This window comes from Veillonella sp. HPA0037 (genome assembly GCF_000411535.1).
In the GTDB taxonomy this organism is placed as follows: Bacteria; Bacillota; Negativicutes; order Veillonellales; family Veillonellaceae; genus Veillonella; species Veillonella atypica.
Genome location: NZ_KE150483.1, coordinates 1029035 through 1053947, shown reverse-complemented (window position 1 = coordinate 1053947; position 24913 = coordinate 1029035). Strand labels below are relative to the sequence as shown.

The 24913-nt window shown below is 38.0% G+C and carries 22 protein-coding genes and 1 pseudogene; 22 read left to right on the top strand and 1 reads right to left on the bottom strand.

The window, feature by feature from the left end; genetic code table 11:
• Window positions 1–24: 24 nt before the first annotated feature.
• The 14 genes and pseudogenes from yqeC to HMPREF1477_RS04845 all read left to right on the top strand — a co-directional run bounded on the left by yqeC (window position 25) and on the right by HMPREF1477_RS04845 (window position 15086).
• Window positions 25–783 carry a selenium cofactor biosynthesis protein YqeC gene (yqeC, locus tag HMPREF1477_RS04910; protein WP_005382104.1) on the top strand — a complete coding sequence of 253 codons (759 nt, stop codon included), beginning with the start codon at window positions 25–27 and terminating at the stop codon, window positions 781–783.
• A gap of 8 nt (window positions 784–791) precedes the next feature.
• On the top strand, window positions 792–1508 hold the full coding sequence (locus HMPREF1477_RS04905; protein ID WP_016476025.1) for an NTP transferase domain-containing protein: 717 nt from the start codon (window positions 792–794) through the stop codon (window positions 1506–1508).
• Entirely contained in the window at window positions 1505–2317 is an 813-nt protein-coding gene (yqeB, locus tag HMPREF1477_RS04900) for a selenium-dependent molybdenum cofactor biosynthesis protein YqeB (protein ID WP_016476024.1), read from the top strand. The genes HMPREF1477_RS04905 and yqeB overlap by 4 nt, the downstream gene beginning before the upstream one ends.
• The gene (locus HMPREF1477_RS04895; RefSeq protein WP_016476023.1) at window positions 2301–3032 is read left to right on the top strand and encodes an XdhC family protein; all 732 of its coding nucleotides are present in this window, start codon (window positions 2301–2303) and stop codon (window positions 3030–3032) included. The genes yqeB and HMPREF1477_RS04895 overlap by 17 nt, the downstream gene beginning before the upstream one ends.
• On the top strand, window positions 3022–3336 hold the full coding sequence (locus tag HMPREF1477_RS04890) for an XdhC family protein (protein WP_016476022.1): 315 nt from the start codon (window positions 3022–3024) through the stop codon (window positions 3334–3336). Before HMPREF1477_RS04895 ends, HMPREF1477_RS04890 begins: the two co-directional genes overlap by 11 nt.
• A 113-nt stretch (window positions 3337–3449) precedes the next feature.
• Window positions 3450–4379 carry an IS481 family transposase gene (locus HMPREF1477_RS04885; RefSeq protein ID WP_016475598.1) on the top strand — a complete coding sequence of 310 codons (930 nt, stop codon included), beginning with the start codon at window positions 3450–3452 and terminating at the stop codon, window positions 4377–4379.
• A gap of 148 nt (window positions 4380–4527) precedes the next feature.
• Window positions 4528–5340 (top strand): diadenylate cyclase CdaA, encoded by an 813-nt coding sequence (gene cdaA / locus HMPREF1477_RS04880; protein ID WP_005375475.1) that lies wholly within the window; start codon window positions 4528–4530, stop codon window positions 5338–5340.
• Complete coding sequence (locus HMPREF1477_RS04875) at window positions 5337–6254, top strand: YbbR-like domain-containing protein (RefSeq protein WP_016476021.1); 918 nt, start codon at window positions 5337–5339, stop codon at window positions 6252–6254. The genes cdaA and HMPREF1477_RS04875 overlap by 4 nt, the downstream gene beginning before the upstream one ends.
• Before the next feature lie 2 nt (window positions 6255–6256).
• Window positions 6257–7858, top strand: a complete 1602-nt coding sequence (locus HMPREF1477_RS04870; RefSeq protein WP_016476020.1) for an NAD(P)/FAD-dependent oxidoreductase — start codon at window positions 6257–6259, stop codon at window positions 7856–7858.
• A gap of 139 nt (window positions 7859–7997) precedes the next feature.
• Window positions 7998–9350 carry a phosphoglucosamine mutase gene (glmM, locus tag HMPREF1477_RS04865; protein WP_016476019.1) on the top strand — a complete coding sequence of 451 codons (1353 nt, stop codon included), beginning with the start codon at window positions 7998–8000 and terminating at the stop codon, window positions 9348–9350.
• A gap of 262 nt (window positions 9351–9612) precedes the next feature.
• The gene (locus HMPREF1477_RS04860) at window positions 9613–10593 is read left to right on the top strand and encodes a hypothetical protein (protein ID WP_016476018.1); all 981 of its coding nucleotides are present in this window, start codon (window positions 9613–9615) and stop codon (window positions 10591–10593) included.
• Window positions 10594–10907: 314 nt separating this feature from the next.
• Window positions 10908–12016 (top strand): annotated as a pseudogene (locus HMPREF1477_RS04855) (IS1249 family transposase).
• A 358-nt stretch (window positions 12017–12374) separates the two neighbouring features.
• Window positions 12375–13844 carry a hypothetical protein gene (locus HMPREF1477_RS04850; protein WP_016476016.1) on the top strand — a complete coding sequence of 490 codons (1470 nt, stop codon included), beginning with the start codon at window positions 12375–12377 and terminating at the stop codon, window positions 13842–13844.
• 9 nt (window positions 13845–13853) lie between these two features.
• Complete coding sequence (locus HMPREF1477_RS04845) at window positions 13854–15086, top strand: hypothetical protein (RefSeq protein WP_016476015.1); 1233 nt, start codon at window positions 13854–13856, stop codon at window positions 15084–15086.
• A gap of 75 nt (window positions 15087–15161) precedes the next feature.
• Here HMPREF1477_RS04845 and HMPREF1477_RS04840 read toward each other — a convergent pair whose 3' ends face one another.
• Window positions 15162–16514 (bottom strand): hypothetical protein, encoded by a 1353-nt coding sequence (locus HMPREF1477_RS04840; protein ID WP_016476014.1) that lies wholly within the window; start codon window positions 16512–16514, stop codon window positions 15162–15164.
• 566 nt (window positions 16515–17080) lie between these two features.
• Between HMPREF1477_RS04840 and glmS the strand changes: the two genes are divergently transcribed.
• The 8 genes from glmS (at window position 17081) to HMPREF1477_RS04800 (ending at window position 24845) form a co-directional block, all read left to right on the top strand.
• Window positions 17081–18913 carry a glutamine--fructose-6-phosphate transaminase (isomerizing) gene (gene glmS, locus HMPREF1477_RS04835; RefSeq protein ID WP_016476013.1) on the top strand — a complete coding sequence of 611 codons (1833 nt, stop codon included), beginning with the start codon at window positions 17081–17083 and terminating at the stop codon, window positions 18911–18913.
• Window positions 18914–18971: 58 nt separating this feature from the next.
• Window positions 18972–19958 carry a tryptophan--tRNA ligase gene (gene trpS, locus HMPREF1477_RS04830; protein WP_016476012.1) on the top strand — a complete coding sequence of 329 codons (987 nt, stop codon included), beginning with the start codon at window positions 18972–18974 and terminating at the stop codon, window positions 19956–19958.
• A gap of 28 nt (window positions 19959–19986) precedes the next feature.
• Window positions 19987–20472 carry a hypothetical protein gene (locus HMPREF1477_RS04825; RefSeq protein ID WP_016476011.1) on the top strand — a complete coding sequence of 162 codons (486 nt, stop codon included), beginning with the start codon at window positions 19987–19989 and terminating at the stop codon, window positions 20470–20472.
• Between the two features lie 103 nt (window positions 20473–20575).
• Window positions 20576–21388, top strand: coding sequence for an amino acid ABC transporter substrate-binding protein (locus HMPREF1477_RS04820; protein WP_016476010.1), 813 nt, complete (start codon window positions 20576–20578; stop codon window positions 21386–21388).
• Between the two features lie 123 nt (window positions 21389–21511).
• The gene (locus tag HMPREF1477_RS04815; protein ID WP_005379533.1) at window positions 21512–22168 is read left to right on the top strand and encodes an amino acid ABC transporter permease; all 657 of its coding nucleotides are present in this window, start codon (window positions 21512–21514) and stop codon (window positions 22166–22168) included.
• A 9-nt stretch (window positions 22169–22177) separates the two neighbouring features.
• A complete protein-coding gene (locus HMPREF1477_RS04810) occupies window positions 22178–22936 on the top strand; it encodes an amino acid ABC transporter ATP-binding protein (protein ID WP_005379467.1) in 759 nt (252 codons plus the stop codon).
• Between the two features lie 55 nt (window positions 22937–22991).
• Entirely contained in the window at window positions 22992–24257 is a 1266-nt protein-coding gene (locus tag HMPREF1477_RS04805; RefSeq protein ID WP_016476009.1) for a hypothetical protein, read from the top strand.
• Between the two features lie 141 nt (window positions 24258–24398).
• Window positions 24399–24845: a universal stress protein gene (locus HMPREF1477_RS04800; protein WP_005379465.1), complete on the top strand. Its 447-nt coding sequence runs from the start codon at window positions 24399–24401 to the stop codon at window positions 24843–24845.
• Window positions 24846–24913: the final 68 nt, after the last annotated feature.

The following is a 24913-nucleotide window of genomic DNA, read 5'->3' as shown; positions in this document are numbered from 1 at the left end:
CATTCCTAAAGGGGGCCTCGTGCTATGACATCACAAACGCAGTACTGGAATCGTCTTATCCAACCTGGCATTGTCGCATTGGTTGGGGCTGGCGGCAAAACAACGGTCTTATCTAAGCTAGTCGAGTATGGTCGGTTGCAAGGACAACCTATCGTAGTGACGACTACAACACAGTTGTATGAATCACAAGTGGCTCAATATGAACCTATTTATACAAAGGATATCAACGATGTTGATGAATATTGTACAAAACGTATTCAACAAGGTTATTGTGGTGCCTGGTTTAATGGTATTACACGAACTAAGGTTGATGCTGTAGATTGTGAAAGCATAGATGGCCTTAGTGCGTTACATCCAAACTGGCAAATCGTCGTTGAAGCGGATGGAGCCAAAGAGAAATGGCTTAAGGCACCAAAACATACGGAACCTGTTATCCCAAGTCAAACAAAGACGACTATAGGGGTGGTGAACCTTCAAATGTTGGGCGCATCCCTTGATGAAGATCATGTACATAATTTAGAATTAGTGCAATCCATTGTACATCGCGAAGAAGGTGCCATTGTAACACCTCATATGCTTGCTCAAATCGTGCTTCATAAACAAGGGCTATTCCAATATAGTAAGGGCAAGAAAATCTTGTTCTGCACGGGTTATGACACGGTACAACATCGTATTATTGATGATTTCATAAGTCATGTGGTAGATAGTGATATCACGGCCATTGTGTTGGCTGATGGGTATAAGGCTAGTTGTGAAATTCGTCGCATTATTCAATGTCGCTAGGTAGCAAAATGAAATATAAGACAGGTGAAAGCGCTCCCTTAGGGGGCGCCCTTTCACGAGAAACACCTCGTATTGGCCTTGTTTTGTTAGCAGCAGGTCAGTCTCAACGAATGGGAACAAATAAGCAATTACTTCCGTGGCGCGGAAAGACGATTCTTGACGCGGTATGTCATGCATTACAAATTGGATGGAAACGAACTAATCCTTCATGGAATTTAAAAACCTATCCAATGGTTGCCGTTACAGGTGGGGACCATGATATTGACCATATTGCTAGCAGTTATGGATTTTCCATTATTCATAACGAATGTTCTGATTTAGGTCAAGGCACATCCATCGCATTAGGCGTGAAATACTTGATGAATGAATTTGGCACACGCGCTTTAGATGGTATTATTTGCTCTGTGTCTGATCAACCGTTATTGAATCCAATGGTTGTTGAACAACTCATTACTAGCTTTCAACAGTATAGGGATGAAACAAATAGAACAATCGTAGTACCTAAATATGGAATAACTCAACACCCTGGCAATCCAGTTTTGTTTGGTGCCCATTGGTTTGAGGACTTGCAACACATCGAGGGTGACCAAGGTGGACGAACGATCATTCGTGGTGTGGGGCATAATTTTGTAGAATATGTAAGTATTATTCCTGAATGGGGATTTGATATAGATACGCCAGAGGATTATAACGATTTGCAACATCGTGAAAGTGAGGGTGTATGAAGCCTTTGATACTTGTGCGCGGAGGCGGCGATATCGCTTCCGGTGCAATTTATAGATTGAGACGTGCAGGGTACCCTGTAGTAGTTAATGAAATTGCTATACCTACTATGATTCGCAGAGAGGTGAGTTATGGTAATGCTGTTCACTGTGGTGAAATGATTCTTGAACGGTTGGTTGCACGTCATGTGTGTATCGGTGAAATTCAGGATACGTTATCACAAGGTGTGATTCCTGTTGTAACATCGTCCTATGAAGAGTTATTAGATCAACTGCATCCGGATGTTGTTGTAGATGCCATTTTGGCTAAAAAGAATTTGGGAACTACTAGACTCGATGCGCCATTTGTTATTGGTGTAGGTCCTGGATTTAGCGCTGGCCGCGATGTGAATGTAGTCATCGAAACTATGCGTGGCCATAATTTAGGACGCTGCATTTATGATGGTGAAGCGCAACCAAATACGGGTATTCCTGGCAATGTGGGTGGTTATACCCATGAACGGGTGATTCATTCGCCAAAGGCAGGGGTATTTACAGCTAAACGTCATATTGGTGACGAGGTGCAAGCTAACGAAGTGATTGGTTATGTCGATGAAGAACCGGTGCGAGCTAAGATTACCGGTACGTTACGGGGCATTTTAAAAACGGGACTCATCGTTTCTGATCATTTTAAATTGGCTGATGTGGATGCTCGCTGTGAGGAATCGCATTGTTATAGTATTTCTGACAAATCCCTCGCTGTTGGCGGCGGTGTCTTAGAGGCTGTTACAGCATGGGACTATGAAAGGAATAAAGATGGAAAGCATTTATGATATTATGAAAGACCGATTACAGGTGATGGAGCCAACATTTTTGGTGACCATCCTATCGGGGCCTCGCCAAGGGGATAGAACTATCTATAATCAGGATGGGGATATATTATATGGTGACGCTATAGAAGGTTTTACACTAAATAGAGTTAAGCCGAATGCTTTATGTGTATTTGGTAGTACTGAATGTTTTGTTGAACCTGTTGAAAAGGATCCATCTGTACTTGTACTGGGGGCTGGTCATGTAAGCCGTGCCATTACGGATTTATTATTATTTATCGGATGTCGTGCTACGGTTGTCGATGATCGACCTGAATATGTGGTGCCTGAATTCTTTGATGAGCGTGTAACAAGAAAATGTTTGCCTTTAGATGATTTTAGAGATAAGTTACCTCTTGATGAATATAATGGATTTATTATCGTTACGAGAGCCCATGAATTCGATAACACATGCCTTGAACAATTGAGAGATCAACTGCCTACTTATATGGGTGTTATGGGCAGTCAACAACGCATTCATTATGCATTAGAAAATTTGAAAGCCAAAGGTTGGACGCAAGAGGAACTCGATATGATCTATGCTCCTATTGGACTAGATTTAGGTGCTCAAACACCAGAGGAAATTGCTTTATCTATCGTCAGTGAGTACCTTGCTGTTGTACGAGGTAAACAAGGTCAGTTTTTACGCAGAAAGAGAGTTGTAAGTCATGAATCGTGAGTTTGTAGAATATTTGAGTCAACGCACAGATGAAACACTAGCAGTGGCAACAATTCTTCATACGGCTGGTTCTACGCCTCGTAAAGCAGGTACATCGATGGTTGTATTCCCTGATGGATCTATTTTTGGCACTATTGGCGGTGGCCGTGCAGAAAATGAAATACGCCTCAGTGCTATTGATTCCATGAAGAAGAAGGAGCAACATCGACGTATTGAAGTAAAATTAAATGATGATGTAGCCGTAAAAGAAGGCATGGTCTGCGGTGGATGCATGGATGTGTGGATTAAAACGCAAAATGTATAACCCTGTTTTGTAAGAGTATAATACATTTGTGACAAGTGAATAAAAAATGAGAAGGAACTCTGTTATAATGAAGTTGCTTAATCCAAACATTACAACAAAAGGAGTTCCTTCTCATGCATTCTATTATAACTGAAGAATTAAGATTTCGTAAACGAGTATGTGAATATGCTATAAAGTATGGAAATAATGCTGAAGCTGCACGTCGCTATCATACTAGTAGACAACAAGTACAACGTTGGGTGAAGCGTTTCGACGGGACTATTGATTCACTTCGATTGTATAGTCGTAAACCACATTCTCATCCTAATCAACACACTGAGGAAGAACTAGCACTTATCAAGCGTATGCATTCTAAGTTTAAACATGAAGGGCTGTCTCAAGTATATGTTGAGGCAAAAAAGCGTGGTTATAAACGCTCATATGGCTCTATGTGCCGACAAATCAGGTGTCATATTAAAGAGAAAAAGGTTGTTAAATCTGTTCCTAAAAGCAAGTGGAAACCGGATATAATAACATATCCAGGAGAAAAGGTTCAGATTGATATAAAATACGTACCTCGCGAGAGTTTAGCCTTTTCAACACAAGGAAAATCTTACTATCAACTTACAGCTATTGATGAGTTTTCTAGAAAGAGAATTCTAAAAATTATAGATGAAAAAAGTGTTACTAATACAAGTCGCTTCTTATTAAATTTAGAAGCCAAAATGGGATTTCCTATTCATACAATACAAACAGATAATGGTCGTGAATTTACAAACTATGGAGTAAAAGATCGAGAGTGTTTATTTGATATTGTATTAAAAAGATTAGGAATAGAGCATAAAACGACAAGACCATTTTCTCCGTGGCAGAATGGAAAGGTAGAGCGCAGTCATCGAATTGATAGTGAAAGATTTTATTCTCGTAAGTTTAATAGTATGGAGAGTTTTCTAAAAGCACATAGTCGATATGCTAATAGATATAATAACATTGCACAAAAAGTCTTAAACTTTAAATCACCAAACCAAGTTATAACAGAGTACTTTATGAATCAAAAGGCATAAGTATTTGTCACAAATGTTTGATTACTCTAGAAAAACGCAAAATGTATAACCCTGTTTTAAATTTACAGTGCTCATAAAATGCGATAAAATATAAGGTACAGCTAATGTAATGGCTGTACCTTATTATTTTGTATAAGGAGTTGCACATATGCATTTTGAAGCCCTCATACATACCTTTAGAATCCTTGATCTCATCGATATCTTGACGGTTGCTATCGGTATTTATTATATGTATAAACTCTTAAAGGATACACGCGCTGTAGCCTTGCTAAAAGGGTTATTATTTTTGGCTATTTTGAATGTTTTAAGCCATGTAATGAATCTGTATGTTATTAACTGGATTCTCCAACAAGGGATGACCGTTATCCTCTTTGCGTTACCTGTCGTGTTCCAACCGGAATTACGTCGTGCCCTAGAGCAACTTGGGCGTGGCCGTATTTTTAGTAAAGCACAGAATGTAAACGAAGAAGAAATGGACATGGCTATCAATGAAGTGATGGCTGCTGCACGCGTTATGTCTCGTGAACATACAGGGGCCCTCATCGTATTTGAACGCGAGGTAGGCTTAAACGACTTTATTGATACAGGCATTATTGTTGATGCTGTACTTAGTCGGGAATTGATTAAAAATATTTTCGTTCCTAGTACACCTCTTCATGATGGGGCTATGATTATCCGCAATGGCCGCATTCAGGCTGCAGGTTGTCTATTGCCGCTTACCGAGGACCGTACATTAAGTACCGAACTTGGTACACGTCATCGCGCGGCTATCGGTCTGTCGGAACAAACAGATGCAGTTGTCGTTGTTGTCAGCGAAGAAACGGGTGTCATTTCTTATACCTATGGCGGACATATTTACCGTCACTTACCAGAAGATCAAATTAAAGAGGCCCTTCGTACATTTATGGAAAGACCTCGTCAAAATATTACGAGCATGTGGAAATGGGGTGGCAAGAAATGATGATTCATTTGAAACGCAACTGGCCTGCAAAAATACTTTCATTATTGGCAGCCATCGTCATGTGGTTTTTTATTATGCGCGACCAAAATCCTGTGATGGAGGTTTCCTATACGGTGCCTGTACAGGTGCAAAATTTGGCAGCTAATTACATCATAGAGGATGCACCTCAATATGTACGCGTTACGCTTAGTGGGCCTCGCGATACGATTATTAACTTAAAGTCTGATAATCTTAAGGCCTATATAGATGCATCAGGGGTTTCGACGGGACAAAATAATGTAACCATCCACTTTAATCCACCATCGGGGATGAGCATAGTTGAAATCAAACCTGATACGGTAACGATTAATGTTGATGAATTTGCGTCAAAGAAATTACCTGTTGAAATTGTGCCAATTGGACAAATTCCGGATAATGTAGCATTAAAATCGGTTACAGTCATTCCGAAGGAAGTTACGGTATCTGGTCGCAAACAACAAGTAATGGCTGCCACACGGGTTGTCATGAAGGTTAATGTGGCCGGTCAAACTAAAAACTTTAGTGCTGTTGCTGATTTGGAAGCTTGGGATAATGCGGGCAATGTGCTCGATGTAAATATTAGCCCAACACAAGGTCAAGCACAGTATGAATTAAATTTACTTAGAAAAGATAAAGCCGTACCTATTTCGGCAATAACCGTAGGTCAAGTAGCGGATGGTTATGAAGTCAAAGGTATTACGATTAAGCCTGTACAAGTAACAATTACAGGTCGTGAAGAAATGGTAGATTCTGTTTCGGATCTTAAGACGGAATCTATTGATATAAGTAATGCTACGGCACCTATTGATGGTACCTATAATATAGTAATTCCTGATGGCCTTACTAGTAAGATGACTACGGTTCATGTAACAGTGGATATACAAAGAAAAGCATAGATATGATAAGAATAATAAATCTTCGCGTAGCCGTTACCGTAAAGGCTACGATTGAGGAAATAGTAGAAAAGAAATACCCTCAACTAAAGGGATATATACAGAAAATTCATGTGGTGAGACGTGCCGTCGATGCTCGTAAGAAACCCAATATTGTATTTGTGTATACCCTTTTTGTAGAGGCTCAACATGAAGAAAAAATCATTAAGAAACTAGGTAAGCAAAAGGATGTTACCTTATTTACACCTGAGGATCCAGAACCGATTGCCATTGGTGATAGACCTCTAGCACATAGACCTGTTGTGATGGGATTTGGTCCCGCAGGCATGATGGCGGCCTTTTACTTAGCCCGTGAAGGCTATCGCCCTATCGTGTTAGAACGGGGACAAGATGTAGATACTCGTGCGAAGGATGTAGAAACATTTTGGAAAACGGGAACCTTTAAACCTGAATCAAATGTTCAATTCGGTGAAGGTGGGGCCGGTACATTTTCTGATGGTAAATTGACTACGCGCGTCACACATCCACGGTTGCATGAAATTTCAAAATACTTTGTAGAATTCGGGGCACCGGAAGAAATCCTATACAAGCATAAACCTCACGTAGGAACAGATAAATTACGTCATATGGTAAAAGCCATGCGTGAGCGCATTATCGAATGGGGCGGCGAAGTCCGCTTTGGAGCTAAGGTAACCGATGTGTTTGTTGACCAGGACCATGTGGTCGGTATCGAGGTGAATGGTGCGGAACGTATTGATACGACTTTAGTTTTATCTGGTGTAGGTCATAGCGCGCGAGATACGTATGAAATGTTATTTAAACGCGGTGTCGATATGGTAGCTAAACCATTTGCTATTGGTGTTCGCATTGAGCATCCTCAAGATGTTATCGATCAATCTCAGTACGGTGTGGATCCAAAAAGCCTAGGTTTAGGGGCTGCTGAGTATTCTTTGGTATATCATGATAAGGAATCGGGACGCACTGCCTATAGCTTCTGTATGTGTCCTGGTGGGCAAGTGGTCGCATCTGCGTCCGAACCGGGCGGTGTTGTAACCAATGGTATGAGCTTGTATGCTCGTGACAGTGGCGTTGCAAATAGTGCTATCGTCGTAAACGTAGGCCCTGATGATTTTGGTACCCATCCTCTAGATGGCGTAGCATTTCAACGAGAATGGGAACGCAAGGCTTATAAATTGGGTGGTTCAAACTTTAATGCACCGGCTCAAACGGTAGGTTCTTTCTTAGGCCAGGCTGATGCGCCGTCTGTTGAAAGCAGTATACATAGTTATGAACCTCATATCGTAGATTGCGATTTGCACCAGTGTTTACCTGATTATGTATCGTCTGTTTTAGAACGGGCCTTACCGTATTGGGGACGCCGTATCAAAGGCTTTGATAACCCTGAAATCTGTATGACCGGCGTTGAAACGCGCACATCTTCTCCACTTCGTATGGGTCGTGATGAAAATCGCGTATCCACTACAGTCGGTGGCTTTTACCCGATGGGGGAAGGTGCAGGCTATGCGGGTGGCATCATGAGTGCCGCTTTGGATGGTGCAGAAACGGCGATTGCGTGCATGAGCATGTATGCAAAACCTAATGAATGATACTTTCACAAATAGATTTATACATTTACGTGCTATGGTGAAAGTTCAACCTGGATTTTATAAATTGTACAAACTCGTGTGATATAATACACACAACATAGATTGAAATACATTCGTTTGTAGACGGAGGAGAATATATATGGCTCGATTATTTGGTACCGATGGTGTACGTGGCGTTGTTAATGAATTTTTAACACCTGAATTGGCATACCATTTAGGGCGTGCAGCGGCAACACATTTTGGTAAAGTAAAAGAACATCCTACATTTTTGATTGGTAGAGATACGCGTATCTCTGGTTCTATGTTGGAATGTGCATTGGCATCTGGCATTTGTTCTGTAGGCGGCAATGTAGTTATGGCTGGCGTTATTCCTACACCTGCTGTAGCATATCTTGTAAAGCAACAAGGTTTTGATGCGGGCGCTGTTATTTCTGCATCTCATAACCCATTCCCAGATAATGGTATTAAATTCTTTGATGGTAGTGGTTTTAAATTACCAGATGACGTAGAAGATCAATTAGAAGTATATGTACGTCAAAGTGCAGATAACGAATTACCTCGTCCTACAGGTGCTGGTATTGGTCGTGTAGAGTATAATGCAAATCTTGCACATCACTATGCTCACTTTGTTCGTCATACAATCGATACATCCCTTGAAGGTTTAACGATTGTCTATGATGGCGCGAATGGTGCCGCTTCTAGCGTAGGTCCTGAAATTTTGTCTGGTCTTGGTGCAAAGGTTATCAATATCAATGTCAATCCAGATGGTTTGAACATCAATCATCATTGCGGTTCTACCCATATCGAAGGCTTGCAAGTAGCTGTTCAACAACACCATGCTGATTTAGGCATTGCCAATGATGGTGATGCAGACCGTTGCTTGTTAGTAGACGAAAAAGGTCAAGTCCTCGATGGCGACCAAATCATGCTTTTATGCGCTCTTAAATTGAAAGAAGAAGGTAAGCTCAAAGGCGATACCGTAGTTGGTACCGTTATGAGTAATATCGGCTTCCACAAAGCAGCTGAAGAACTTGGTATGAAAACCGTTTCTACTGCTGTTGGTGACCGCTATGTATTGGAATATATGCGTGAACACGACCTTTCCATTGGCGGTGAACAATCTGGTCACGTCATTTTCCTCGATCATAACACAACTGGTGATGGTATGTTGACTGCTGTTCAAGTGGCGGCTCTTGTAAAAGAAAAAGGCCAACCACTTTCTGAATTGGCTGGCATTATGACAAAATACCCACAAGTTCTTATAAACGTACGCGTTGCCACAAAGACTGGTTGGGAAGAAAACGATATTATTAAGGCTGCTATTGTAACAGCTGAAGGTGAACTTGGTGACGAAGGTCGCGTACTGGTACGTGCATCTGGTACAGAACCACTCATTCGCGTTATGGCTGAAGGGCCTAATCAAGAAGAATTACAATCCTTATGTCAAGAAATTGCCGATATTATTGGTAGAGAACAAGGGCTAGCTGAATAATTTAAATAAATTGAATTGAGATTTTAGCTTGATTGCATAATATAATTTGATATTGATAGGAGAAATCCCTCATATATTCGTTTACACTTTTATTATTACACTTATTAAAAGTACGTATATGGGGGTATTTGCTTTTTATGTGAGTTATATTGGAGTATTATATAATAGGTATTTCTATTGTGAATTATATTACTTTACTAGTAAAATTTAAGTATCCTATATATAATTTTCAAGCGTGCTATGAGTATTGAGGTGATAAGCCATGGTATCAGAAGGTTTGAGAGACCAGTTAAAACAAAGTATGAATGAATTTATCCAATTGCGTGGTACAATTGTTTTAGATATTGATAGTATTTTTAAAGTTCAAGATTGCATAATACCATATTTACAGTTTTTTATGGAGTTGAATTTTGGTGACTTTACAGCAGAACAAGCGGACAAGATAAATACTATCTTAAATGAGTTAAAATCTGCATTTATAACACTAAATAAGTCTATACATATATTTAAAGGAACTCCGGATAATAGTAGTGATAATATAGAACGGGATATATCATCTTTGGAGACAACATTTAATAAGTATAAGAATGAGTTAGATTCATTTTATACTTTTTCATTAGTAAATAAGTTAAATAAATCTTTGAGTGGATTGACCGATTTATATTCAAATATCTCAAATGAAATTTCTTCTTTTGAAAATAGAGTTAACACTTCCATAGAAGGGTTGCAGATATTGGCTGGAGAAATAGCACTGCCTGTTTATACGGAGGTGTATGAAAATGAAGCAAGCCGATTGCAAAAGGCTTCGGTAAGATGGTTGATAGTTGGGATAGTATTGATTTTTCTTTTTATTTGTATGATCTTTAAAATGATGTCGTTAGATATAGATCTCCCAGTTATTACTGGTATTGAACCGATAGTGCTATTATTAACATTTTTATCTCTTCGAATGACTTTAATTTTGTTTTCTATATTTGTAATATATTTTGTTATACATAAACATAATATACTAAAGCATAATGCCACCTTAAATAAAACTAAAGCAAATGCATTGGCTGCATATAGGGGATTTGTTGAAACTAGCAAAGATGAGGAAGCAAGAAATATTATTTTGTTAAAAATTACTGATTTAATTTTTTCTGCTTCAAATACAGGTTATTTAAAAAATGAAGACGTAAAAGATCTATTAAAAGATAGTAATGCTCTGTTGTCTACAATCAGCAATATTACTAATAAAAAGTAATACATAAACCTAAAATGCCCTTATTTAATATAAAATAAACTTTGGGTGAAGGAATTCTTTTGTTTATTTAGTATAAATATAGAGGTTGGTTTTCGATGAACTTTCCAAAAAAAGTGGGAGTTATAGGACAAAAAGTGTGTGTAAAAACCCTTATAACACTAGTAAATATCTAGTGTTATAAGGGTTTAATCTTTTTCTGAAGAAGTTTGAGGGTGGACAAAAAGTGTGGGTGAAAACATTAATTAACCCTTGTATTTACTGACTAAAATGAGGTCATATCTTTCTATATATAAACAAATATGGAGGAAGAGTTTATGCGACAAATAAAATGTCCTGATTGTAATGAAAAATGTATTAAACATGGTGTTTTAAAATCTGGTTCTCAGCGTTGGTTTTCTAAACATTGTAAGGTGGCATTTTCCGTAAAAATTAATAATCTAAGTAAAGAGTTAAACCTATTCTTGAATTGGTTATTCAGCATCGATATTCAAGCTGATACGCCTGGTAAAGGCCGTACATTCAGGCGTAAAACCGTTAAATTTTGGTCCATATGGCCATTGCCACAAAAGGTGGAAGAAGTACATGATGTGGTATACCTTGATGGAATTTACTTATCTAGGAATTTATGTGTATTGATTTGTTGCAATGATACTCATGTTCTAGGATGGTATGTCTGCCGTTATGAGCATGCTAGAGCTTGGCAGTGTTTAATGGAACGGATTGCTGAACCTAAAGTCGTTGTATCTGATGGTGCTAATGGTTTACCTAAAGCATTACGGAAAGTTTGGCCTCATAGTAGCCACCAAAGATGCCTATTTCACATTTTTTGTCAGGTTAGACGGTATACGACAAGTAGACCTAAAACGTTAGCAGGAAAGGACCTTTATAATCTTGCCAAAGCTTTATTTAATGTGAAAACAATGGATCAAGCCTTTGTAAGGATTAATGGGCTTTCAGCGTGGCGAATGACATATTCTGATTTTTTACGAGAAATGACGATTGATGAATTCGGAAATAAACGATCTACACATGAGCGTTTGCTTAAAGCCGAATCATCATTATGGCGCCTGATTAGGCAACAAACTTTATTTACATTTTTAGAATGTATTGATATTACAGTACCTACAAGAAATAATCGTATTGAAAGTGGCGTAAATGCTCAACTAAGAAGTGTGTTACGCGCTCATAGGGGACTTTCACTTGAAAGAAGACTAAAAGCGGTCTATTGGTGGTGCTATATGCACTCGCCAAGACCGCTTTCTATTTCAGATTTATTAAATAGTATGCCTACAGATTAATAGATTGCGGTTATCTATAGATGTTTATCTGAGTATTGTCAAATAGATTGTTCAATCAATGGGGTGATGCTCTTGTTAAGAATGAGCTCTATATGTCTACAGATTTTCTAACTTATTGGGAGTAGTCCCCCACACTTTTTGTCTTATAACCTTTATATGTATGTTAGATAGTTGTCAAATGGATTTATCATAATACGTTGATATTTATGCGCTGTGTCGTTTCTTATAGGTGATATTAAATTACTGAGAGTAACTATTTTTACTAGGAAGTTGAATTGTAGTTGTTAATTTTGGTTTTAGTGATTAAATATTTAATTAGTCGTATCTATCCTTATAGAGTGGTTGTGTTTGTTTAAATAAATATAACATAATTCTTATTATCGTTTAATTGACGAGTCTGAAAGAGAGAATTATAATTAACTCATATTATTCTCATGAAAATTATATGAAAATTAAAGAAGAAATTCAAAGGAGGAGCAGTACATGGATAGATCATTACTCATTCAGGATAATGATTTAAAAATAGAATTTACAAGAACAGATTTATTTGATATTTTACCAGATGATCTTGAACGCAGAGCTAGAATAATATCCTCCTTGAATAAACTAGAGATGCAACAAGACGTATTGTTACATGAACTTGAAAATTATAAATCTGAGATTGAAAGATTGACCAATAATGCTGATACTATTGATTATATTATTGCGGTCAGTAGTGGTGTTATAGCGGCTTTAATTGATAGTCTATGGGTAGGAGAGTTTTCCTTCGAAAGAGGTAAAGCATGGAGTAACCAAAAAGTCAATGAAGTTGTAATGAAGGTAGCAAAGTCTCAAGGATATAAAGGTAATAGACTAAAAGGAGCTATAGATAGGTTAGAAGAAACTTTTAAGATTCCTAGTGATAATGTTTGGAATGGAAGCGATATTGGAGTTTCTGCTAAGAGCCATCATTTAGATGATTTTGCGCATCATCCTACGATAATAGGTTTATTTTTTTCTATCCTTACACAATTTACAAAAGAGGCTTATTTTAGTAACTCTAAGGGTGAGTTTATTCCTATTACAATTTCTAATGGTGAACTTATAGGTCACGATATTGTTCATAAATTTTATGCTGGGACAATTAATTGGTTTTTCCATCTTATTAGTGATATGTCTGGTAGTAGTAAGACTGCCGGGGCTGGGATGGGAATTCCTGGACCATTAGTTTCTATGTTAAAGGAAATATCGGGATTGCCAATTATAAGAAATACGAATTTGTCTGAATTCTTACATAAAATATATAGAGAAGATAGATTTGATTTAAGGGGGGAATTGGCGGTTTTGCATGAAATTGGGAGACAAGCACTACCAGTAATAATTAATGAGGTAATAGTTAGAGCTTCATATTTTATACGTCGACTATACAGTGAGTTAAAACAACATGACTCTATACGTGAGTTGAATTGGAAAAAAATATTTCCCTATAACAATAGGACAATTAATAGAATGTTAACTATTGCAACAGGAACATTTATCGCAGTTGATTTGTTTGATGCAGGAGTTAGAAGTGCGATTAAGACCGGTGGAGCAATAAATCCTGCATTTTGGGGAAGTTTTGTATTACGAGTTAATTTTGTAGGTATAGGACGTTTTGCAATAGCTTGTTATTCAGATATTAAAATGGGACTAAAATTAAAATCGACAAAAACTAGTTTCTTGGCAACACAGATGGAGTATATCTATAATTTGAATGCAATTGTACTTTATAAACAAGCTGATATGTTTATAGAGGCAAGGTCTGTTGAGAAAGCAATTAGTGAGTTGGAAAATAAAGCGGTTGAAATTGAATGTTATTATAAAAATCAGTTAGAGTTAATAGCTGGCTCCCTGAATAATATTTCGGAGTATTCACAATTGATAGAAAACCGTAATCCAGGATTAAAGAATCAACTATTAGAGATTTTAGATTAGGTGTTATTAATGAAAAAGAATAAAAAGGAAACAATTGATATTAAAGCAAAAGTTTATGATGCTGAACCTGGAATGGATCAACTAGTAAATATTGATACTTCAGAATATACAGAAGAAAATCTATCAGATTTAATTACTACAAGGATAGATGCATTAAATGATTTAGAAAAACATATTCTTGAAGCAGAAGAAGCTGCGGATGCAGCTATAAAGGAAGCGGATGATGTAAAGAACGGAATAATTGATTATGGCATTTTTTGGGATAGTATAGATACAGATAGAGCAATAGAAAAATTACAAAATGCAGTTATTTCTACGGCTAAGGCTTTAGAAGAATCTAGTGATGCCCATAAAAAAACATTTGAATATCAAAAAAGATTAACGAATATTTCATATGGGTTATTTCGATTGGGTGCCACTAATATTGCTTATAATAGAAGTTTAGTAAGAGAAATAGAATTAAGGCTAAAAGGGGCCTCTGAAAAGGAAATTTCTGAATTAGCCAGAAATGAGTTAGTGCGTGTTGTAACCCAATTAAAAGAACAAGAAGACTTACAAAAAAAGCTGGCTAGATTAAAAGAAGAGGTTAAAACCCTAAAGAAAAGTCAAAATGATATAAATGATAGTTTGACTGTAATAGATGCTGATAAAGATATACTAGATCAAAAGATTGAGGGGTTAATTAAGCAACTTTTAGATTATAGAGCGCTATTAAAAGATAATATTGAACGTACAGAGAAAATACTTTGTCAGGTCGATTTAAATGAAACTAATTTTAAAAATATATTAGCTGAGTTAGATTCTAAAATAGATGATCAAAATAATGCAAATAAGGTTAGTATTGAGAATAATAGAGCTATGATTCTAGGTTTGAAAGGTGACTTAGATAAGTATCAAGCACAATTTACATTGTTGGTTGAAGCGGACAATGCTAATAAAGAAAGTCATGAGAATAATAAATCCATGATTATTGGTCTCCAAAATGATTTCTTTAAGTACCAAAAACAATTGTCATCATTAATTGAAGAGAATAATACTAATAAAACTTGTAATGAACTAAATAAATCTATGATTGTCGACTTACAAGATGAATTAAATAGAAATCGAGAGTTGTTTTCAAAACAGAGTCTGAGTATTGATAATAACATTAACTCTAAGGCATCTAAGATTAATTTTTATATTTTGGCTGTACTTTTACTATTAAATATTGTAGTAAGTATTGTAGTTTACTGTTATAAGTGAAATATTTAAATAAAAGGGGCTATAACAGAATGCGGTAAAACCGCATTCTGTTATAGCCCCTTTTTGTTACATATATTATTTATCAGCTACAACAAGTTTATATCCATTCAAGTGAATATTACTGCCTGTTGTGTCTTCGTTAGTTAAGGATTTTACATAGCTATTGCCGGTAAGTGTCCAAGTGGAATCTTTGCTAAGTTTTAGTGTAACTTCTTTAGCTGTATTGTCAGTGTTTATAGCCCCGACGAGGTTGGATCCATTTGTCATGTCTAGTGCAATGGTGCTGATGGCATCTGCTACGATATTACCGTTTAAGGCTTGGTTGGATGCACGGAGTGTAAGGTGACCACCGTTTTCACCAGTTTTTCCCCAACGGCTGTCTGCCGCTGCTTTCACTAAGGTAGTGGTATTTGGTGTGGAAATGGCATTGCCAGTCAGGTCCACCTCTGCAGTGGTGTTATTTACATAGATGAACGCGCCTGTAGCGTGAGTTGTGAGTGTATTATTTTCTGCTTTGAGTCGTGCAATACCGCTTTCAGCATCGCCAGAGAAGCTTTGGTAGAGCATGAATCCATTATCTTTGTTCCCCGTTACATTAGAGTTTGTAAGGGTAATAGAGTTTTTACCTTCTACGACGCCGATTTCACTATTTTTTGCCTCGCCTGTGATGTAGTCTGCTGTGATGTTCCCCGTGGAGTAAATGATAGGACTACCGTCACCAGCTGTTGTTAATTTGGCAGCCTCTGCTGTGATTGTGCCTTCACCGCGGTCTGTGGCAAGCGTAGCGGAGTGAGCACCTTCGGTTGTAATGGTAAGGTTTTTACCATTCACAGTGCCTTTATAGGTGGCATCTAAACCGCGAGAGGAATCATTTTTGGTATGAATGTTAGTGTTCTCCACGTTGATGATAGAGCCTTCACCAGTGGCAAACACTGCATTTGAACCATTGGAATTGGATGTAATATTGCTGCCCTTTATGTTGATTTGACTACCATCGATGCCGAGGATTACTGCATTTTGACCACGGAAATTACTGTTGTCATCGCTTGTCGTATTGCCGGTTTTATCGAATACACTGTTTTCGATGTTTACGACTGCTTTATGTTTGCCGATGAACGCATTCTGATCGGATGTTGTATTGGACATCAATTCATGTGCTATAGATTTATTTTCTGTTACAACAGTAGTACCTGTGAACGTATTAGGATTAGCTTCGGCTTTTGGAGCTGGACCATTAGGTGCACTCAGCGGTGGATTCCCTGCTGGCGGAGCACTTGGTATGTCTTCTGCAAAGGTTGGAAGGAATGCCAATGTAGAAAGGGCTGCACCTAATACTGCAGGTAGCACCCAACGGCGTAATTTTCTATATGAATGTTTATGTTTAAGGGATGTTGCCTTTTTATGTGTTTTGTTATTTTGTGTATTCATTTAAATCTCTCCTTTTAGACAATAAATATTTACCATGTAAATTTTGATAAATATGATTGTATAAAATCTTTATAGTAAGTAGTATAATGATGGTGTATGAGTAATCTATGAAATCATTTGATTCTATGGAGCCCTATGAAAATAAGAGTTATATCTCGTGTTTAATGCTTTCATAAAGTCTAGATTCTTTACATTCATTACATCGATTTAGTATAATATAATTTAGTATGATTACAATTGTACTAGTTCTGCCACATATGAGTGAAAGGAGTTCCGAATTCGTAAAGGCGAATAGCGCAAGTACCCGCGAAGGCAGTCGTTAGGGTAGACGAGGTGAAGAGTGATCGAATAATCAGCGGATGCTCTTCCGGCACATTCATGTCGTAACAGATACTAAAAAGCCCATTGGTAACAATGGAGACAAAGTGTATCTGAATGAATTGTATTAAAGTAATAATTAATACATAATTGAAACATTAATCTAGAACATTAATCTAGAATATTAATTAGTTAGCCTTAGTTTTTGGCTGGGGCTAGAATGCCCCCAGTTATAGGAGGATATACTTATGTGCGGTATCGTAGGATACATTGGCTTTAATCAAGCATCTGATTTCTTATTGGACGGTATGGCGAAATTAGAATACCGTGGTTATGACTCTGCAGGTATTGCTGTTATCGGCCCTGAAAATGTAATTAAAATTCAAAAAAAGGTTGGCCGTCTAGCTAATCTTGAGGCGATTGTAAAAGCAGATCCTAATGAAGGGACTGTAGGTATTGGTCATACTCGTTGGGCTACTCATGGTCGTCCATCCGATATGAACGCCCATCCTCACTCCTCTGAAGATGGTAAATTTGCTGTTGTTCACAATGGTATCATCGAAAACTACATGCCTTTAAAAGAAGAGCTCATCGAAAAAGGGTACCATTTCAAATCTGAAACTGATACAGAAGTAGTAGCTCATTTATTAGAGGATATGTACGATGGCGATTTCGTAAGTACTGTTCGTCGCATGCTTGATCGTGTTGATGGTGCGTATGCTCTTGAAATCATCTGTGCTGATGAGCCGGACAAAATCATTTGTACTAAAAAAGAAAACCCATTAGTTATCGGCCTTGGCAAAGGGGAAAACTTCGTTGCTTCCGATATTCCAGCAATCATTAACTATACACGTGATACATACATCTTGAACGATGGTGAATTAGCTATCGTAACGCGTGATAATGTATCCGTATTTGACCGTAAAGGCAACCCTGTTGATAAAGAAGTGTTCCATGTTAACTGGAATGCAGAAGCTGCAGAAAAGGGCGGTTATGAACATTTCATGTTGAAAGAAATTCATGACCAACCAAAAGCTGTGCGTGATACATTCGGCACACACATCTCTGAAGACGGCAAGACTGCTGTTTTTGATGAGTTAAACTGGACTGCTGACGATGTAGCAGCTTTCAATAAAATCCTTATCGTTGCTTGTGGTACAGCATACCATGCAGGTCTTGTAACAAAACAATATATTGAAAGCTTGGCGCGCATTCCTGTAAGTGTGGAAATCGCATCCGAGTACCGTTACAGCAATCCATTGACTGATGACAAAACATTATGTATCGTTATCAGCCAATCTGGTGAAACATCTGATACATTGGCTGCTTTGAAAGAGGCTAAACGCTTAGGTGCTAAATCCTTAGCGATTACAAACGTAGTAGGTTCCAGTATCTCTCGTGAAGCAGATAACACTGTGTACACATGGGCAGGTCCTGAAATCTCTGTAGCATCTACAAAAGCTTACACTACTCAATTAGTAGCAGGCTTGTTGTTCGCTGTATACCTTGGCCAATTGAACGGTAAGATGAATCCAGCTGTAGGCGAAGACATTCTTAGCGGTATTAAAAACTTGCCATCCTTGATTCACGAAATCTTTGAAGTAGATGAAGATATGAAAGCCTTTGCTAAACATTATGGCTTTAAATCTGATGCGTTCTTCTTAGGCCGTGCTATCGACTATGCAGTAGCGATGGAAGGTGCTTTGAAATTGAAAGAAATTTCTTACATTCACGCTGAAGCATATGCTGGTGGCGAGTTGAAACATGGTACATTGGCTCTTATTGAAGAAGGCGTACCTGTTATCGCATTGGCTACACAAGAAGATGTGTACGATAAGATGATCAGCAACATCCGCGAAGTAAAAGCTCGTGAAGCTGTTGTAATCGGTATTGGCATGAAAGGTGACGAAGAATTGTCTAAACACGTAGACCATACAATCTATGTGCCTCGTGCCAATAAATTCATCGCTCCAATCCTCGCTGTTGTACCATTGCAATTGTTGGCGTACTACGCAGCGATTACACGCGGCGCAGATGTAGATAAACCACGTAACTTGGCTAAATCTGTAACCGTAGAATAATATATATAACCAACAGTGCTTCGGCACTGTTGGTTTATTTCAATATAGGGAGACTATTATGGCAGTTATATTTTCCGGCATCCAACCAAGTGGGGAATTAACACTTGGCAACTATTTGGGGGCTTTACGTAATTTCTTAGATTATCAAGATACTGATGAATGTTATTATTGCATCGTTAACCAACATGCGATCACTGTACCGCAAGATCCAAAAGAGTTATTTCAAAATACTCGTAATTTGGCTGCGTTATACCTCGCTGTTGGCCTAGATCCTAAAAAGGTAACATTATTTGTTCAATCCGAAGTACCTGAACATGTAAAACTTGGTTGGGTTATGCAATCTATTAGCTATGTAGGCGAATTAGAACGTATGACACAATATAAGGATAAATCTCAAAAGCAAGGCGAGTCCATTCCAACAGCTTTGCTTACATACCCACCATTGATGGCGGCAGATATTTTGTTATATGGTACTAACTATGTTCCAGTAGGTGAGGACCAAAAGCAACATTTAGAGTTAACTCGTAATTTGGCAGAGCGTTTTAACCGTAGATTTGGCGAAACTTTCGTAGTACCTGATATCAAGGTAGGCGAAGGTGGTGCTCGCGTTATGAGCTTACAAGAGCCAACTAAGAAAATGAGTAAATCTGATGATAACCAAAATGCTACAATCCGTCTTTTGGATGCACCAGACTTGATCGTGAAAAAATTGAAACGCGCTCAAACTGACTCTGACAACGCGGTGCGTTACGATAAAGAAAACAAACCTGGCATTTCTAACTTGATGGGCATTTACCGTGCTATCACAAAAGACAGCTATGAAGCTATCGAAGAAATGTATGCTGGTAAAGGGTATGGCGCATTTAAATCGGATATTGCTGATTTGCTTGTAGCAACACTTGAGCCAATTCAACAACGATACAATGAACTCATAACAAGCCCTGAACTAGATGTCATTTTAGATGAAGGTGCTGCAAAAGCACATGCAAAAGCATCTATGATGTATCGCAAGGTTGAACAAGCGATGGGGCTTTGCCGTAAATAAGTATTTACATACACTTTTGAGGTCAATTATGACAAAACAAGAGGTAAGCGAACGATTTTCGGGTGGCCATGTAAAGCACATGGTCACCACACATAAGGCCGTACAGTGGCTAGGACGGATTCTAGGCATTGTAATTTGTGTTGCTCTCATTAAATGGGCCCCACATGATATAGGTAATCGCATGCTTTGTTATGCATTGGTCGTTTGCTTGTTATGGTGGGTACACGGGCTCGATGTAGTGCTCGTATATATTTGTGACAAAGGCTTTGTTATCAAACAGAGACCGACAAATTTACGTGACTATTTTCGTAGTGCCATTAATTTAGATGATTACTATGTGTATGTTCCTTTTGAAAGCGTAGTTGGGTTTACGCCTGATTGGAAAGAACTACAAGCCGTTAATACTCATGGTGGCATTTATGTAGTACCTTTAGATCTGCAACTTGCACCGTATAAGGATAAAATGCGCCTTCAAGCCGCCATAAAACATTATAGAGATACACATGATATATAATTTTGTAAATTTATTGATTTAACTATTTACAACTTTAATACGCTAAAGTATAATAGGTTCATAAGTTAAAACATGACCTATAACATATTGTGTGGAGGATATTATGAACTGGAAAAAGATTATGGCTGTAGGTTTGGCTGCAGTTTCTATGATGGCTTTTGTAAGCGGTTGTGGTAGTGATACAAAGAAGGCTGATACTCAATTACCTAAGAAAATTGTTATTGGCCTAGATGATAGCTTCCCACCAATGGGCTTTAAAGATGATAAAGGTGAAATCGTAGGTTTAGATATCGACTTGGCTAAAGAGGCTGCTAAGCGCGCTGGTATGGACGTTGAGTTTAAAGCGATTGACTGGTCCAGCAAAGAAGCGGAGTTAAAATCTAAGAAAATCGATGTATTGTGGAATGGTTTAACTGTTTCTCCTGAACGTGAGAAAAATATCTTATTCTCCGATACATATATGAAAGATAAACAATACATCGTTGTTCGTAACGATGATAATGCTATCAAGGGCAAATCTGATCTTGCTGGCAAGGTTGTAGGTGTGCAACAAGCTAGTACTGGTGAATCTGCATTACAAAACGATCCTAGTGGCAAAACTGTTAAAGAAATTAAATCCTATGCTGATTTCGTAAGTGCGTTCATGGATCTTGGCATTGGTCGTGTCGATGCAGTTATCGCTGATGGTGTTATTGCTCGTTACCTCATGACAAAAGAACCTGGCAAATACAAAATTGTAGAAGGCACTGATTACGGCGTAGATAACTTTGCTGTAGGGTTCCGCAAAGATGATACCGTATTACGCGATAAAATCAATGGTATCTTAGCCGAAATGAAAAAAGATGGTACTGCTGATAAAATTGTTGAAAAATGGTTGGGCTCTAGTGCAGATCTAGATAAGAGCGATGCTAAATAGTACGATTCGTGATATACTAATAGTACTGTGGTCAGTATGTACAACTGATAATTAAAGAACGAAATGTACACTAGAGAAGAGGCCATGTGCCTCTTCTCTATTCGTGTTTTGAAGGAGTATTTCATGTTAGATTATTTATTGCAGATTATCCCGACCATTGCGGATGGGCTTAAGGTCACCATTGCACTGTTTTGTGTCGTATGGGTACTATCTATACCTGGTGGTATCATATTAGCTTTACTGCGACTATCTAAGCTTCCTGTAGTCGATAAAATTGTTGAAGCCTTTGTATATCTAATGCGTGGTACGCCATTGATGTTACAAATTTTATTCATGTACTTTGCATTGCCAATCATGACGGATGGGGCTATCCAAATGGATGATGCAACGGCTGCTGTGGTTACATTTGTACTCAACTATGCAGCGTACCTATGTGAAATCTTCCGTGGCGGTATTCAATCGATTCCACGCGGTCAATACGAAGGGGCAAAAGTACTTGGTTTTACCTATGGTCAAACGATGCGTACCATCATTTTGCCGCAAATGTTTAAGCGCGTATTACCTCCACTTGCCAATGAAACAATTAACTTATTAAAAGATACATCTCTCGTATATGTATTAGCTATGAATGATATCTTGCGTATCACAAAATCTATTGTACAACGTGATTTTGATATTTCTGCGTTCCTTGTGGCCGCTATTTTCTATCTAATCTTCACGTTCATTTTGACGAATATCTTTAATTATTTAGAAAAACGTTTCTCTGTATATGATGAGTAAGAGGTAATTATGACTTTTGTAAATATGGAACGCATAGAGAAACACTTTAATAATAATGTGGTATTGAAAGATGTTTCTTTGCAAATGAATAAAGGTGAAATCGTATCTATCATCGGTCCATCTGGCTCCGGTAAGTCTACATTTTTGCGCTGCTTAGGTCAGTTGGAAACGATTGACGGTGGTACTATTACCGTTGATGGTGTAACGTTGGCATCTACAGATGCTAGTGGCGTCGTTACCTACGCTGATAAACATACCATGCATGATCTATTACTTCGCATGGGTATGGTATTCCAATCCTTCAATTTGTTCCCCCATATGACTGTTCTTGAAAATATTATGGTGGCACCGCGTATGGTAAAAGGTATGAAAGATACCGATATTATGCCAATCGCAGAACGCTTACTTAATAAGGTAGGTCTTTGGGATAAACGAGATATGTATCCCTCTAGATTGTCTGGCGGTCAACAACAGCGTGTAGCGATTGCTCGTGCATTAGCCATGAACCCAGAAATTATGCTCTTTGATGAACCGACGTCTGCCCTTGATCCAGAATTGACTGGAGAAGTATTAAAAACGATTAAACAACTAGCCGATGATCGGATGACTATGATTATTGTTACCCATGAAATGAACTTTGCTCGAGAAGTTTCAGATCGTATCATCTTTATGGCAGATGGTATCATTCAAGAAGAAGGGGAACCGGAACAATTGTTTACCAATCCACAATCCCCTAGAACTAAAGCTTTTTTAGAAAATATGTTATAATCCTTACCACCTATGTAATCATAGGTGGTACCTTCACATATATGAAAGGAACTTTATGAAATTACCTATCGCATTAGTATTAGCTGGATTGTCTATCGTATCTAGCATTGCTTACGGAGCCTCTCCTGAACATGCTACGCCAAAGTCTATCGTAGCCTCGCAAGCAGATGCTCTTTCCGTATTGCCAGAGCAATATAAATCGTATGCTACTAAGATGAATACGGTTGTAAAGGATACGAAACACGGTTATACTTTCACCATTCCTTGGCGTGTAAATGATGGTGTTATGATTGATATGGATGTACGGAGTGAAAGTGAACATATACAGGGGTATTCCTTTAATTTGTCTGGACCAAATCAAGACGACGCCTATACCGTGTCTTTTACAAAGAGAAATAATACACCGCAAGGCAATGTGTCACAAAAGGTGTGGAATACAACATGGTATGATGTTCCAATTAAGGGTATGACGGATGAAGAATACCTTCGTATTTGGCGTCAACATAGTAATGTATTTGATACTAACGATATAGTGGGCGGATTCTTCCCTAAAAAGGGTGCACAAGCAGCACGCTGGAGCCGTACGACACCGAAGTCCTATGCAGAGATGACATCTACGGAAAAGGTTCATTCTATTTTTGAAGCTGAATTTATTATGGAAAAAGATCCAACGCATCGCTATAATCTTGTAAGTACGTATCCACCTATTCAGGCTAAATTTATGGAACAAGGTCTTATGGAAACGACAGTTCCTTCATTTTCTTTGTTAGATACTAAGAAGACTGGCTCTACATTAAATAATGTTAAGAAACTATTGTCAGGTTCCAGTGATATCAATGTAGCAGAAGGCTTGAAATTCGTTAGTCCTAAAGGATTCACACGAATTAATGACCCTAAAAAGATTACTTTCACAAAGGATAAGATTCGTCTCGACGTAGAAAGTTTTTCCGTTCCTGTACAAGCGGTGAGCAGTGCTATGCCTACGATGATGGGCAAGCAAATGCTAGGTGACCAATACGTGAAATCTTTGGTGGATGTAAATAGGGCCACCATTGAACGATATGAAACACATATTATTGATGGTGCCGTTATGTTTTATGTAGCTGGGACAATGAAGAATCCTGAAGTAGCAGATACGAATACGGCGGAAACTGTTACATTTGGAGCTACGATTATTCTTGGAAATAATGGCAATGTCGGTGTAGCTCGCATGATAGCACCAATTGGTACTGTATTGACTACACCTGAACTAATCGATATTTTAGATGGATTTAAGTTAACGAATTCTTTAAATATCAACAATTCGTCTCAAGTTCTTTAATCTGCAAAAAAATGTGCTATAATGTATATAAATCCTAATCAAAAAAAGAGGATTTTTCCTAATTCGTCTAGAATATTATAAATAGACTAAACGATTTTTAATCATATCCCTTCATGGGGATTAGAAATAGGAGGGGTTAATATGGTTACCTACAAAACTATTGTCGTACCTACTGATGGTTCTGAAAATGCTAAACGTGCACTAGAACATGCACTTGCAGTAGCAGATCGTAACAAAGCAGAATTGATTGTTGTTCATGTAGCAAATATTGTATCTGCTATTTCCAACTTTGATCAAACACCAATTTCTGGTGGCTATGTGTCTGAACAAATTGCAGAAGACATGGAAGAAACAGGTAAAGAAATTTTGAACGATGTAGTGAAAGAAATTCCTACAGGTGTTAAAGTTAAATCTGTATTTGAAGTTGGTTCCCCAGGCCCAGCATTGTTAGCCGTTGCTAAAAAATACAATGCTGATCTTATCGTAATGGGTAGCCGTGGTCTTGGACCTTTGAAAGGTTTATTCATGGGTAGTGTAAGTAGCTATGTAACTAGTCATTCCTCTTGCCCAGTATTGGTCGTTAAATAATATCATACAATTTAAAGGCTTTGTCATTGTGTACAAAGCCTTTTTTTGTATATAATAGATAGCATAGA